The organism is Paraburkholderia phenazinium (assembly GCF_900142845.1).
GTDB classification, from domain to species: domain Bacteria; phylum Pseudomonadota; class Gammaproteobacteria; order Burkholderiales; family Burkholderiaceae; genus Paraburkholderia; species Paraburkholderia phenazinium_A.
The window spans coordinates 618057-632247 of record NZ_FSRU01000001.1; the positions used below are offsets into that span (position 1 = coordinate 618057).

General features: G+C 62.7%; 11 protein-coding genes and 1 tRNA gene. 10 read left to right on the forward strand and 2 right to left on the reverse strand.

Annotated elements, in window-relative coordinates:
• Nucleotides 1–170 precede the first annotated feature (170 nt).
• A complete protein-coding gene (locus BUS12_RS02745) occupies nucleotides 171–1277 on the reverse strand; it encodes an aromatic ring-hydroxylating oxygenase subunit alpha (RefSeq protein ID WP_074294136.1) in 1107 nt (368 codons plus the stop codon).
• Nucleotides 1278–1564: 287 nt separating this feature from the next.
• Here BUS12_RS02745 and BUS12_RS02750 point away from each other — a divergent pair, with 287 nt between their 5' ends.
• From BUS12_RS02750 to folE2, 4 genes are all read left to right on the forward strand, one after another.
• Nucleotides 1565–1873 carry an exodeoxyribonuclease VII small subunit gene (locus BUS12_RS02750; protein ID WP_074294137.1) on the forward strand — a complete coding sequence of 103 codons (309 nt, stop codon included), beginning with the start codon at nucleotides 1565–1567 and terminating at the stop codon, nucleotides 1871–1873.
• Complete coding sequence (locus BUS12_RS02755; protein ID WP_074294138.1) at nucleotides 1870–2751, forward strand: polyprenyl synthetase family protein; 882 nt, start codon at nucleotides 1870–1872, stop codon at nucleotides 2749–2751. Before BUS12_RS02750 ends, BUS12_RS02755 begins: the two co-directional genes overlap by 4 nt.
• A gap of 85 nt (nucleotides 2752–2836) precedes the next feature.
• Complete coding sequence (gene dxs / locus BUS12_RS02760; protein WP_074294139.1) at nucleotides 2837–4735, forward strand: 1-deoxy-D-xylulose-5-phosphate synthase; 1899 nt, start codon at nucleotides 2837–2839, stop codon at nucleotides 4733–4735.
• A gap of 275 nt (nucleotides 4736–5010) precedes the next feature.
• A complete protein-coding gene (gene folE2, locus BUS12_RS02765) occupies nucleotides 5011–5820 on the forward strand; it encodes a GTP cyclohydrolase FolE2 (protein WP_074294140.1) in 810 nt (269 codons plus the stop codon).
• A 150-nt stretch (nucleotides 5821–5970) separates the two neighbouring features.
• On the opposite strand, the gene tsaD is transcribed toward folE2, so the two are convergent.
• Nucleotides 5971–6999, reverse strand: coding sequence for a tRNA (adenosine(37)-N6)-threonylcarbamoyltransferase complex transferase subunit TsaD (gene tsaD / locus BUS12_RS02770; RefSeq protein ID WP_074294141.1), 1029 nt, complete (start codon nucleotides 6997–6999; stop codon nucleotides 5971–5973).
• Nucleotides 7000–7144: 145 nt separating this feature from the next.
• On the opposite strand from tsaD, the gene BUS12_RS02775 reads away from it, so the two are divergent.
• The 6 genes from BUS12_RS02775 (at nucleotide 7145) to BUS12_RS02800 (ending at nucleotide 14035) form a co-directional block, all read left to right on the forward strand.
• Nucleotides 7145–8374 (forward strand): BaiN/RdsA family NAD(P)/FAD-dependent oxidoreductase, encoded by a 1230-nt coding sequence (locus tag BUS12_RS02775; protein WP_083640210.1) that lies wholly within the window; start codon nucleotides 7145–7147, stop codon nucleotides 8372–8374.
• 94 nt (nucleotides 8375–8468) lie between these two features.
• Nucleotides 8469–8681, forward strand: a complete 213-nt coding sequence (rpsU, locus tag BUS12_RS02780; RefSeq protein ID WP_074266548.1) for a 30S ribosomal protein S21 — start codon at nucleotides 8469–8471, stop codon at nucleotides 8679–8681.
• Between the two features lie 236 nt (nucleotides 8682–8917).
• Nucleotides 8918–9364, forward strand: coding sequence for a GatB/YqeY domain-containing protein (locus BUS12_RS02785; RefSeq protein ID WP_074294143.1), 447 nt, complete (start codon nucleotides 8918–8920; stop codon nucleotides 9362–9364).
• Nucleotides 9365–9445: 81 nt separating this feature from the next.
• Entirely contained in the window at nucleotides 9446–11311 is a 1866-nt protein-coding gene (gene dnaG / locus BUS12_RS02790) for a DNA primase (RefSeq protein WP_074294144.1), read from the forward strand.
• A gap of 79 nt (nucleotides 11312–11390) precedes the next feature.
• The gene (gene rpoD / locus BUS12_RS02795) at nucleotides 11391–13784 is read left to right on the forward strand and encodes an RNA polymerase sigma factor RpoD (protein WP_074294145.1); all 2394 of its coding nucleotides are present in this window, start codon (nucleotides 11391–11393) and stop codon (nucleotides 13782–13784) included.
• A 163-nt stretch (nucleotides 13785–13947) separates the two neighbouring features.
• A tRNA-Ile gene (locus BUS12_RS02800) sits at nucleotides 13948–14035 on the forward strand.
• Nucleotides 14036–14191 lie beyond the last annotated feature (156 nt).

Genomic DNA, 14191 nt, shown 5'->3' on the forward strand with positions numbered 1-14191 from the left:
CATGCAAGATGGTTGCGAAACGGGAGATTTCGGCACGGCCCGAGCGAGCGACGAGGCGCACTCAAGCAGTTCGACCGAATGATGTTGTTAGTCTAAACAAAAAAAGACGGGCCGAAGCCCGTCTTTCCGTGATTGCTGTCAGCCCGCGGGCTGTATGGCGCTTGCGCCGTTCAGATCGTGCCGAGCTCGCGCCGCAGGAACTCGTGGAAGTGCTGCATGCCGTCTTCCATCGGGCTTTGATACGGTCCGACCTGCGACTCGCCGCGCTCCATCAGCGCGCGGCGGCCGGCGTCCATGCGCTCGGCGATCTCGTCGTCTTCGCGCGCCGTTTCCATATACGCGGCACGTTCGGCTTCGATGAACTCACGCTCGAACAGCGCAATTTCCTCAGGGTAATAGAACTCCACGACATTGGTGGTCTTCTGCGTCCCGCGCGGAATCAGCCATGACACAACCAGCACATGCGGATACCACTCGATCATGATGCCTGGGTAGTACACCATCCAGATGGCGCCGAACTCGGGCGCCTTGCCGTCGCGGAAGCGCAGCACTTCGTCGTGCCACTTGCGATACGTCGGGCTGCCCGGTTGTTCCAGATCCTTGTGGACACCCACTGTCTGCACGCTGTACCAGTCGCCGAATTCCCACGTCAGGTCGTCGCAATTGACGAAGCTGCCGAGGCCCGGATGGAACGGCGCGACGTGGTAGTCCTCGAGGTAGACCTCGATGAAGGACTTCCAGTTGTAGTTGCATTCATGGACTTCGACGTGGTCGAACATGAAGTTCGAGAAGTCGAAATGCTGCTTGGTGCCGAGGCGCGCCAGATCCTTCGCGACGTCGCGCCCCTGGGCTTCGAACAGCAACCCTTGCCAGTTCTGCAGCGGCGTGGCGCCGAGATTCAGGCAGGGGTTGTCAGCGAAATGCGGCGCACCGAGCAACTGGCCGTTCAGATCGTAGGTCCAGCGGTGCAGGGGGCAGACGATGTTCTCCGCCTGGCCGCGGCCGTTGAGCATGATGGCTTGCCGGTGGCGGCACACGTTCGACAGCAGTTCAACCTGTGACTGCTTGTTACGGACGAGCACACGCCCCTCGCTCTCGCTGGGCAAGGCAAAATAATCCCCCGCATCCGGCACCATGAGTTCGTGCCCGATGTAGCGAGGACCTTTCTTGAAAAGGGTTTCGATTTCGCGCGTTAGAAGCGCTTCGTCAAAGTAAGCCGTGACTGGCAGCTGGCTGTGTACAGACCGCAACTGCAATGCATTGCTCAGATTGGACATTCCCACTCCCGTGAAGACGTGAAAGCAGTGAACAACCCAACCATCGAAGGTTTCGATTTAGGGAGCCCGCGATTATACCCGTTTACCCCTCCATGGGGCGACTAAGTGTCTGATTTGGGTCAAAATTGTGAAGATGGTTCACTGCTTTCGTGCGAGCAAAAAGGATTTTTTTCTGTCAGGCTCTGGGTGGGCCGTAAGGGAAGCACGTGGGACGGGAGACGGCAAGCGGATCGGTTTGGTCGCTTTTGCCGTAGAATGTCCGACTTGTTTTAATTTTGCGACCATTCATGGCGAAGACCGCATCGAAAGATACCGCTGCAACGGCCGCCGAGGGCGCTGACAGCACACCGCTGCCCGAGAACTACGAAGCGGCGCTGGCGGAGCTGGAAGGACTCGTTGCGCGGATGGAAGGCGGCAGTCTGAGCCTCGAGGAATCGTTGTCCGCCTATCGGCGCGGCGCGACCCTCGTGACGTTTTGCCAGCAGCAACTGGAAAAGGTCGAGCAGCAGGTACGGGTTCTCGATGGCGAGACCCTCAAGCCGCTGCCCATGAGTGGCGCAGGCACAGCCGCTACAGAGAGCGGGGACGACCTATGACTTTCGAACAATGGATGCACTCGGTACTCGGGCGCGTCGAGACGGCACTTGAACACTATCTGCCGGCGCCTTCTGTCGAACCGGCGCAACTGCATGAAGCCATGCGTTATGCGGTGCTGGGCGGCGGCAAACGGGTGCGCCCTTTGCTGTGCCACGCGGCTGGGGAACTGACGGGCGCACGCGCCGAATGTCTCGATGCGGCAGCGGCGGCGCTGGAAATGATCCACGTGTACTCGCTGGTGCATGATGACATGCCGTGCATGGACGACGACGCGCTACGGCGCGGCAAGCCCACCGTGCACGTTAAGTATGATGAACCGACGGCGCTGCTGGTGGGCGACGCGCTGCAGTCGCAAGCTTTCGTTGCGCTGACGGCCGAGGTGCTGGCGCCGGCGCAACAGGCCGCGCTGGTGCGCGAACTGGCGCTGGCGAGCGGTTCGGTCGGCATGGCCGGGGGCCAGGCCATCGATCTGGCGAGCGTCGGCCATAAGCTGACGCGGCCGCAGCTCGAAACGATGCATCGCATGAAGACCGGCGCGCTGCTGCGCGCCGCGGTGCGCATGGGCGCACTGGCCGGCGAAACGCCCAGCGCGGACGCGATGCGTTCGCTCGACGCGTACGCGGCTGCGGTAGGCCTCGCGTTTCAGGTGGTGGACGATATTCTCGACGTCACGACCGATTCCGCGACGCTCGGCAAAACGGCAGGCAAAGACGCGAAGGACGGCAAGCCGACCTACGTGTCGATCATTGGGCTCGAAGCGTCGCGCGAACTCGCAGCGCAACTGCGCACCGATGCCCACGCTGCGATTGCGCCATTTGGCGCGCGTGCGCAGCGTCTTGCCGAACTGGCTGATCTGGTGGTGAACCGGGTTAGCTGAACGCGAAAGCCCGCCGCCGCGCGTTCGTTACGACGAATGCGTGAATGAAGTGCGGGCGCGTAAGTTTTCCTACAATGGAACGACGATGTACGACTTGCTGAAAACCATCGACGACCCGGCGGCCTTGCGCCGCCTCGATCGCCGCCAATTGCAACCGCTTGCAGACGAGTTGCGTGCCTTCGTGCTCGACAGCGTCTCGCAGACGGGTGGGCACCTGTCGTCGAATCTTGGCACGGTCGAACTGACGATTGCGCTGCACTATGTGTTCGACACGCCGCGCGACCGGATCGTCTGGGATGTCGGCCATCAGACCTATCCGCACAAGATCCTGACCGGTCGCCGCGACCAGATGCACACGCTGCGGCAGTACGGGGGCATCTCCGGTTTTCCGCGCCGCGACGAATCGGAGTACGACACGTTCGGCACCGCGCACTCCAGCACGTCGATCTCCGCGGCGCTTGGCATGGCGATCGCCAGCAAGCTGCAAGGCCAGAACAACATGGGCATCGCCGTGATCGGCGACGGCGCGATGACGGCCGGCATGGCCTTCGAAGCCATGAACAACGCGGGCGTCGAAGACGACGTGCCGCTGCTCGTGATCCTGAACGACAACGACATGTCGATTTCGCCGCCGGTGGGCGCGCTGAATCGCCATCTGGCGCGCCTGATGTCGGGCCGCTTCTACGCCGCAGCGCGTGCCGGTGTGGAGCGCGTGCTGCGCGTCGCACCGCCGATGCTCGACCTCGCTCGCAAGCTCGAAGAGCACGCGAAGGGCATGATCGTGCCGGCTACGCTGTTCGAAGAGTTCGGTTTCAACTACATCGGCCCGATCGATGGTCACGACCTCGATTCGCTGATCCCAACGCTGCAGAACATCAAGGAACTGCGTGGTCCGCAGTTCCTGCACGTCGTGACCAAGAAGGGCCAGGGCTACAAGCTGGCGGAAGCGGATCCGGTGCTGTACCACGGCCCGGGCAAGTTCAATCCGGCCGAAGGGATCAAGCCGTCCACGGCGCCCAGCAAGAAGACGTACACGCAGGTTTTCGGCGACTGGTTGTGCGATGCGGCCGAACTCGACTCGCGCGTCGTCGGCATTACGCCGGCCATGCGCGAAGGCTCGGGCATGGTGGAGTTCGAGAAGCGCTTCCCGGACCGCTACTTCGACGTCGGCATTGCCGAGCAGCACGCAGTGACGTTTGCGGGCGGCCTTGCAGCGGAAGGCATGAAGCCGGTCGTGGCGATCTACTCCACGTTCCTGCAGCGCGCCTATGACCAGTTGATTCACGACGTTGCCCTGCAGAACCTGCCGGTGGTCTTCGCGATAGACCGTGCGGGTCTGGTCGGCGCGGACGGTGCAACGCACGCGGGTGCCTACGATCTGGCGTTCCTGCGCTGCATCCCGAACATGACCGTGATGGCGGCGTCGGACGAAAACGAATGCCGTCAGATGCTCTACACGGCGTTGCAGCAGCCGAACCCGACGGCGGTGCGCTATCCGCGCGGCGCCGGCACCGGCGTCGCGACGGTCAAGCAGATGGCCGCGCTGCCGCTGGGCAAGGGCGAAGTGCGTCGGGAAACCGCGCAGCCGGCCGGCAAGCGGGTCGCGATTCTGGCGTTCGGCACGATGCTCGCGCCATCGCTGGCCGCCGCCGAGCAACTGGACGCCACCGTGGCGAACATGCGCTTCGTGAAGCCGCTCGACGCCGAGCTGGTACGCCAACTGGCGGAGACGCACGACTACATCGTCACGGTCGAAGAAGGCTGTGTGATGGGCGGCGCGGGTTCGGCTTGCGTCGAAGCCCTGCTCGCCAGTGGGGTTATGCGACCCGTACTACAATTGGGCCTCCCCGATCGTTTCATTGATCATGGGGATCCGGCCAAGCTGCTCGCGGAGTGCGGTCTGGACAGCGCGGGCATTGCTAAGTCGATCCGCGAACGCTTCCTGGATCACGCTGCCGGAAAGTCGGTCAAGCGCGTCGCTTAACAGCGTCAGTGAGCGCGTCGTAGGGCCGAGCCGGGCGCCGGGTTTGCGGGCGCTATCGCGGCTATAGCAATCTCCAACTTGAATCGGTGGGCCCTCGGGCCCATCATGCAACGCCGGCTTCAGCCGGCGTTCGCCGTTGCGTGCGTCGATCCGCCCGGCGGCCGAGCACCCCAATCTGTCGCTGTGCGACAGGCCCGTAGCGGGCAATTCCCTCGCGGGACTTCCTGCGGAGCGGAAATCCTGGGGCGGCTTGGCGCTTTCTAAAGGACAAGAAGATGAATCAGATGAATCCCGCCTTCGTGATGCCCGACGTGCAGAGTACGGTCGACACCCGCCAGATCCCGATTCAACGGGTCGGCGTGAAGGCCGTGCGCCATCCGCTGACGGTGCGTACCCAGGGCGGCGACGTGCAGCCGACGGTCGGCACGTGGAACCTCGATGTCCACCTGCCCGCCGATCAGAAGGGCACGCACATGTCGCGCTTCGTCGCGCTGCTTGAAGAGAACAAGGCGCCGCTGGAGCCGTCGACGTTCCGCACCATGCTGGCTGCAATGCTCGAGAAGCTCGAGGCCGAAGCGGGCCGGATCGAAGTCTCGTTCCCGTACTTCGTCAACAAGACTGCGCCGGTGTCGGGCGTGCAAAGTCTGCTGGACTACGAAGTGACGCTGACGGGCGATACCCGCAACGGCGTGACGCGCGTGTTCCTGAAAGTACTGGTGCCGGTCACGAGCCTGTGCCCGTGCTCGAAGAAGATCTCGCAATACGGCGCGCACAATCAGCGCTCGCATGTGACGATCAACGCTGAACTGGCTGGCGACGTGCCGGTGGAAGAGTTGATTCGGATTGCCGAAGAAGAGGCATCGTGCGAATTGTGGGGCTTGTTGAAGCGGCCGGACGAGAAGTTCGTCACCGAGCGCGCGTATGAAAATCCGAAGTTCGTAGAAGACCTGGTGCGCGATGTGGCGCAGCGTCTGAATGCGGATGCGCGGATTGTCGCGTATGTGCTCGAAGCCGAGAATTTCGAATCGATCCACAATCACAGCGCTTATGCTGTGATCGAGCAGGACAAGCGGGTCGCTCGCTGAGTCGCACTTCTCTGCCTTGATGTGAAAACGGCCGCTTAAGCGGCCGTTTTGCTTTGCTGCGAGGTATTTTCGTTCGATGCGGTTGGCTGCCACGCGTGACTGGCGCTCGCCGTTGCGGTTGCCTTTGCCCTTGACCGCCTCGCGATTCGCTCAGCGTGCGAGCGAGGTCAGATCCCAGCGCGGCTTGACCGTGAACGCGTAGTCCTTGGCCGATTGGTCAGGCCAACGCTGCAACCGTAACGCGCCGGCGAGCGCGATCATCGCGCCGTTGTCGGTGCAGAGTGCGAGATCCGGGTAATGCACGTCGAAACCGCGTTTCTTCGCAGCGGCGGAAAGCGCTTCGCGCAACTGCCGGTTGGCGCCCACGCCGCCAGCTACCACCAGGCGGTTGAGCTTCGTCTTCTTGAGCGCGGCCAGCGATTTGGCGGCCAGCACATCGACGGCCGCATCGACGAAGCCACGCGCCAGGTCGGCCTTGGCCTGTTCGCAGATATTTGCGCCGCCGAGCTTCTTCACATGCGTCAGCACAGCGGTTTTCAGGCCGCTGAAGCTGAAATCGAGGTCGCCGGAATGCAGCATGGGGCGCGGCAGAACCACCGCTCCAGGCGTGCCGAATTCCGCCAGCCGCGAGACTTCCGGCCCGCCCGGATAGCCGAGGCCAAGGAGCTTGGCGGTCTTGTCGAAGGCTTCGCCGGCCGCGTCGTCGAGGGTCTCGCCCAGTGTCTCGTAGACACCCACGTCTGTGACGCGCATCAGTTGCGTGTGACCGCCCGACACCAGCAGCGCCACGAACGGAAACGGCGGCGGCTCGTCGACCAGCAGCGGCGACAGCAAGTGCCCTTCGAGGTGGTGAATGCCGATGGTGGGTTTGTCCCACGCCATGGCGAGCGCATTGGCGATGCTGGCGCCGACCAGCAGCGCGCCGGCCAGCCCCGGACCTTGCGTATAGGCAATTGCGTCGATCTCGCCGCGCGCCGTGCCGGCGCGTTCCAGCACTTCTTCGAGCAACGGCAGCGCGCGCCGGATGTGGTCGCGCGAGGCGAGTTCCGGCACGACGCCGCCGTACTCCCGGTGCATGGCAATCTGCGAATGGAGTGCGTGCGCAAGCAGGCCGCGCTCCGTGTCGTAGAGCGCCAGGCCGGTTTCGTCGCAGGAGCTTTCGATGCCGAGAACGAGCATGATTCGAGGGCCGAAGGGCGCGGCAACATGCGGCTGAATGGCTGCCCGCGTGGACTCGCGTGCATGTTCAGGCGCCCTAAAAAGTGAAAAGGCAAGCCTGAAAGTATAGCAGTGCGGGGCAGGGGCCGCAGGTACAATGCGCGCCATGGAATCCTTCGATATCGCGGTCATCGGCGCGGGCGCGGCCGGCATGATGTGCGCGGCGGTTGCCGGGCAACTCGGACGGCGCGTCGTGCTGATTGACCACGCGCCGCGCCTCGCGGAGAAAATCCGCATTTCCGGCGGCGGCCGCTGCAACTTCACGAATCTGTACGCGGGACCGGCAAACTATCTGTCGGCGAATCCCCATTTCTGCCGCTCGGCGCTTGCGCGCTACACGCCGCGCGACTTCATGGCGTTGCTCAAGCGCCATCACGTCACGTGGCACGAGAAGCACAAAGGGCAACTGTTCTGCGATCAGTCGAGCGACGCGGTCATCGACGTGCTGAAGCGCGAGTGCGACGCCGGCAATATTGCGTGGCGCAGGCCGCTCGCCGTGGAGCAGGTGCGGCACGACGCAACCGAGGGCTATACCCTCGACACGCAGGCTGGCCCGATCCGAGCCCGGGCGGTCGTGGTAGCGACGGGTGGCCTGTCGATTCCGAAGATCGGCGCGACGGATTTTGCCTACCGGCTGGCCAAACAGTTCGGCCACAAGCTGATCGACACCCGCCCGGCTCTCGTGCCCCTCACGTTCGCGGCAGCCGACTGGGAGCCGTTTGCGGCGCTCTCGGGCGTCTCGGCGGAAGTGCAACTCGCGACCGGCAACAAGAAGACCGGCGCGGAATTCGTCGAAGACCTGCTGCTCACACACCGCGGGTTGTCCGGGCCGGGCGTGCTGCAGATCTCGAGCTACTGGCAGCCCGGCGAACCGATCCACATCAACCTGCTGCCGGAGCGGGACGCCACGACCGCGCTGCTGGAGGCGAAAACCAGCACCAAACGGCAGATCGCCAACCTGCTGGCCGAATGGGTGCCGACGCGCCTCGCCCACGTCTGGCTGGAGACGCACCAGATCCCGGCGGAGGCGCGCATCGCCGATTTGCCGGACAAGACGCTGCGCCGCGTCGGTGAGGCGTTGTCGCGCTGGACGCTCACCCCCAACGGTACCGAAGGCTACCGCAAGGCCGAGGTGACGCGTGGCGGGATCGATACGCGCGACCTGTCCTCGTCGACCATGATGAGCGCCCGCGCTCCCGGCCTGTTTTTCATCGGCGAGGCGGTCGACGTGACCGGCTGGCTGGGCGGTTACAATTTCCAATGGGCGTGGGCCTCGGGCGTGGCGGCAGGCCAGGCGGCCGCGGAATACGCCAGGGCCGGTGCGAGCCCGTCATAAGCGCGAACCGGCTCCAGGGGGCTTGACGCGGGCGTCTCTTTATGAGAAAGGTCTGCTATACTCCCCAACCTTTACGAAGTTCCGTTATTGAAAAATGACGATCATCCGCGTAAAAGAAAACGAGCCATTTGAAGTCGCAATGCGCCGCTTCAAACGCACGATCGAGAAGAACGGTCTCTTGACTGAACTGCGAGCGCGCGAGTTTTACGAAAAGCCCACGGCTGAGCGCAAGCGCAAGAAGGCATCGGCGGTGAAGCGCCACTTCAAGCGGCTGCGCAGCCAGATGCTGCCAAAGAAGTTTTATTGATTCTGACGTCGCTGCGGTTCCTACGGAGCGTCGGCACGCAACCGGTGGCGGCACAAAAGGCTGCCCCGTGCGGACAACCTGGCCTTCACGGCCACCTGGTCAAGCCGCATCTACTCCGCGCATATGCGTCAACCCGCGCGCCAACCCGCTTGAGGAAGCAGTCCCAAGCGGGTTTTTGTGTTGATGCACCGGGCATGGCCAGACCTTTTTCACATTCCAACGCATTCAGGTGAGTAATGAGTCTCAAGGATCGGATCAACGACGACATGAAGGCCGCCATGCGGGCCCGCGAAACCGAGCGTCTCGGCACCATCCGCCTGCTGCTCGCCGCGATCAAGCAGCGTGAAGTCGACGAGCGCATCGTGCTCGACGACGCCGCCATCACCGCGGTCATCGACAAGATGATCAAGCAGCGCAAAGACTCGATCAGCCAGTTCGAGGCCGCGGGCCGCACCGACCTGGTCGAGAAGGAAAGCGCCGAGCTCGCCATTCTCTCGGCCTATATGCCGGAGCAACTGTCTGACGCGGAAATCGCCGCCGAAGTGCAGGCTGCGGTCGCGCAAACCGGCGCTGCCGGCCCGCAGGACATGGGCAAGGTGATGGGCGTGCTCAAGCCGAAGCTCGCCGGCCGCGCCGACATGACCGCCGTGTCCGGGCTGGTCAAGGCTGCGCTCGCGAAGTAATGCGGTTTTCCCGGTCTGTGCGGCCTGTTCCTGGACAGGCGGGCCGCGCAGCCTTCTGGCTTTCAAGGTAGTGCCCCCACTGTGATTCCGCATTCGTTCCTGCAGGATCTGCTGAACCGCGTCGATATCGTCGACGTGGTCGGCAAGTATGTGCAACTGAAGAAGGGCGGCGCTAATTTCATGGGGCTCTGTCCGTTTCACAACGAAAAGAGCCCTTCGTTTACGGTTAGTCCGACTAAGCAGTTCTATCATTGCTTCGGTTGCGGCGCGCACGGCACGGCGATTGGCTTCCTGATGGAGCATGCCGGGCTGACGTTCCCCGAAGCGGTCAACGATCTGGCGCAGTCGGTCGGCTTGACGGTGCCGCAGGAGCCGTCGCCGAATCAGGGCGGCGGAGGCGGCGGGTATGCGCCGGCGGCTTCCAAGGCTGTGACCACCGCGCTGTCGGATGTGATGCAGACCGCATGCGACTTCTACCGCAAGCAGTTGCGCGGCGCGCCCAACGCGATCCAGTACCTGAAAAAGCGCGGCTTGACGGGGCCGATCGCGGCCCATTTCGGCATCGGTTACGCGCCCGACGGCTGGCAGAATCTCGAGGACGCGTTTCCCAATTATCGGGACGAAGCGCTGGTGGATTCGGGGCTTGTGATCGTCAGCGAAAAGGCCGACGCGCAGGGGCAGAATCGCCGTTACGACCGCTTTCGCGAGCGGATCATGTTCCCGATCCGCAATGTCAAAGGTCAGGTGATCGGCTTCGGCGGCCGGGTGCTGGATGGCGGCGAGCCCAAGTATTTGAATTCGCCGGAAACGCCTCTATTTAACAAGGGCAGCGAGTTGTATGGGCTGTTCGAGGCGCGCCTGGCCATTCGTGAACAGCACTACGTGCTGGTGGTCGAAGGGTACATGGATGTGGTCGCGCTGGCTCAATTAGGGTTCCAGAACGCTGTCGCCACGCTGGGTACCGCCTGTACGCCGATTCATGTGCAGAAATTGATGCGGCAGACCGATACGGTCATTTTCAGCTTCGACGGCGACTCCGCGGGCCGGCGGGCCGCGCGCCGGGCGCTGGACGCGTGTCTGCCGCATGCGGCGGACAACCGGACGATCCGCTTCCTGTTCCTGCCGTCCGAGCACGATCCGGACAGCTACGTGCGGGAATTCGGCACGGAAGCGTTTGCCGAACAGGTCGAGCGGGCCATGCCGCTGTCGCAGTTCATGCTTAACGAAGTGCTGGCCGGCAAGGAGCTGGACCAGCCGGAAGGCCGGGCGCGCGCCCTGTTCGACGCCAAGCCGCTGCTGCAGGCGCTGCCGGCCAACGCGCTGCGCGCCCAGATCATGCATATGTTCGCCGACCGGCTCGACGTGCCGTTCGACGAGGTGGCCGCGCTCTGCGAGGTGGATTCCCGGATCGCCGCCGCCGCAAGGCAGGCGCCGGCCCGCAAGGACCGCCGCAGCGTGACCGGGATCGAGGAAAAGACCCTGCGCAACCTGGTGATGCATCCCCGGACGGTCGCCGGGCTGGACGAAGACTCGGAGCAAGCGTTACTGACCATTACACGCCACGGCGAGCTGTTTGAGGAAGTTACGACGCATGCCCGCGCGCTGGGCGACGCCGCGGAGTTCCAGTTGCTGTCGGATCTCTTGAGAAACGGCGCCAATGCCCCGACTTTCGAGGAAATCTTTCGCAAAATTCTGGACTATGATGAAAACGTTCGGGATTTGTTGCTGAAGGATCCGACGGATGCGGCCGTCATAGAGGAACGGCGCGAGCAGGAACGGATTGTCGGCGAGGAGTTGAAGGCGGCGATCCTGAAGATGCGTTACGACGCCTATTGCGAGCGGCTCGAGCAACTGTCGCGGCAATCCAGGCATACCGCCGAGGAATTTGCGGAATTGACGGATCTGAATCAGAAACGGGCTGACATGAAGCGTCAGCTCGGGCTGTAGCAGGGGCGGGCTGGACCTAAGCTATAATAAAAGGTTTTCAGCGGTTTGTTTTCCAGGCAAAAGGCGAAAGGCGATTGCAATGGCAAAGACTACAGGCGGAAAGAAAGCGGCAGGCACAGGCTCTGATGAGCCGACCACGAAGGTCACTGGGGCCAGGTCCGTTTCTTCCGCGAAAAGAGGGTCTGCCGAGGTCGCCGTGAGCGTGACACCTGTTGCCCGGAAGAAATCCTCGACTTCTTCCGCTGCGAAAGCGGCGTCGGTGAGTACGGTGAAAGCCGCCAAGCCGGTCACGAAGCAGCCGAGTACCAGAAGCGCAAGGGAAGCGGTTGCCGCCCAGGACGATGCGGTAGCGCGCGAGTCTTCAGTATCCACGGTTCTACCGGCTGTTGTCCAGCAGCCGCGAGTCGAGACTACAGCCGGTACGGCGAACTCCATGACGAAAAAGCTGAACGAAGTATCCGTCGATGACGACGCAACCCCGAGCGAGGAAACTACTGCAGCTCCGGGCAAAGGCGACAAGGCCAAGGCACGCGACCGCCGCGCGAAGGAAAAAGCGCTGCTGAAAGACGCGTTCGCGTCCTCCCAACCGGGCACCGTCGAAGAGCTCGAAGAGCGCCGCTCGAAACTGCGCGCGCTGATCAAGCTCGGCAAGGAGCGCGGCTTCCTGACCTACGCCGAAATCAACGACCACCTCCCGGACAACTTCACCGAGACCGAGGCGATTGAAGGCATCATCAGTACGTTTAACGACATGGGTGTGGCCGTCTACGAACAGGCCCCCGATGCGGAAACGCTGCTGCTGAACGACAACGCGCCGGCGGCTTCGTCGGACGACGAAGTTGAAGAGGAAGCCGAAGTTGCGCTGTCCACGGTCGATTCCGAATTCGGCCGCACTACCGACCCGGTCCGCATGTACATGCGTGAAATGGGCACGGTGGAACTGCTGACGCGCGAAGGCGAAATCGAAATTGCGAAGCGCATTGAAGACGGCCTGAAGCACATGGTGATGGCCATCTCCGCATGCCCGACGACAATCGCGGACATCCTGGCCATGGCCGAGCGTGTCGCGAACGAAGAGATTCGTATCGACGAACTGGTCGACGGCCTGATCGACGCCAACGCGGAAGACGCGGACGGTTTCTCCGCGCAGGAAGCGGAAGCGATCGAGAGCGAAGACGAGGAAGTCGAAGAGGAAGAAAGCGAGGGCGAGGAAGACGACGACGGTGCTGCGCAAGCCACCGCCAACGCCGCGCAAATGGAAGCGTTGAAGCGTGCCTCGCTCGAGAAGTTCGCCATGATCAGCGAATGGTTCGACAAGATGCGGCGTGCTTTCGAGAAGGAAGGCTACAAATCGAAGTCGTATCTGAAGGCTCAGGAAACGATCCAGAACGAGCTGATGACCATCCGCTTCACCGCACGCACGGTCGAGCGTCTGTGCGATACGCTGCGCGCCCAGGTGGATGAAGTGCGTCAGGTCGAGCGTCAGATCCTGCATACGGTGGTCGACAAATGCGGCATGCCGCGTGCCGAGTTCATCGCACGTTTCCCGGGCAGCGAGACGGACCTCGAATGGGCCGACAAGATCGTGGCCGAGGGCCATGGTTACAGCGGGATTCTCACGCGTAACATCCCGGCGATTCGCGAACAGCAACAACGTCTGCTGGATCTGCAGGCGCGCGTCGTGCTGCCGCTGAAGGACCTGAAGGAAACCAACCGCCAGATGGCGGCCGGCGAACTGAAGGCGCGTCAGGCCAAGCGTGAAATGACCGAGGCCAACCTGCGTCTCGTGATCTCGATTGCGAAGAAGTACACGAACCGTGGCCTGCAGTTCCTGGATCTGATCCAGGAGGGCAACATCGGCCTGATGAAGGCGGTGGACAAGTTCGAATATCGCCGCGGCTACAAGTTCTCGACGTACGCCACGTGGTGGATCCGTCAGGCCATCACGCGTTCGATCGCGGACCAGGCGCGCACGATCCGGATTCCGGTTCACATGATCGAAACGATCAACAAGATGAACCGCATCTCGCGTCAGATTCTGCAGGAAACCGGTCTCGAGCCGGATCCGGCGACGCTGGCTGAGAAGATGGAGATGCCGGAAGACAAGATCCGCAAGATCATGAAGATCGCGAAGGAGCCGATCTCGATGGAAACGCCGATCGGTGACGACGACGATTCGCATCTGGGCGACTTTATCGAAGACACCAACACGGTGGCGCCGGCCGACGCTGCATTGCACGCCAGCATGCGCGATGTCGTGAAGGACGTGCTCGACTCGCTGACGCCGCGCGAAGCGAAGGTGTTGCGTATGCGCTTCGGTATCGAGATGAGTACGGATCACACGCTCGAAGAAGTCGGCAAGCAGTTCGACGTGACGCGTGAACGGATCCGTCAGATCGAGGCTAAGGCACTGCGCAAGCTGCGTCACCCGAGCCGCTCTGACAAGCTGAAGTCGTTCCTCGAAGGCAACTGATCGAGGGGCATCCGGCTACTGCCGCGGATACAGGGGCTTTCCGGTCGTTTTGCTGACGCGAAGCGGTCACGAAAGCCCCTTTTTCGTGTAGTATGTCGGCCAATCAGCGAATAGGCCCGGCCTTTTTTAGACCGGGTCTTTTTGTTGGTTTCAAATCATCTTAGGGCCGGACGCCGTGCTGGTTGCAGGCAGCGGACTCATAATCCGCCTCCGAAAGGACACCGTGGGTTCGACTCCCACCCGGCCCACCAGGGCATTCAGCGGCTTTCGATCTTAAAGTCTGCCCGCACATTACCCTCCGCTTCGCAATTCACCTCTATCGGGTCGGTCTGACCTTGTCTTCGCGGCGCTTCCAAACGTAGTGCTCCGTCATCACGAGCGCCCTCTGCCTGATGTCGCGCCCGTCA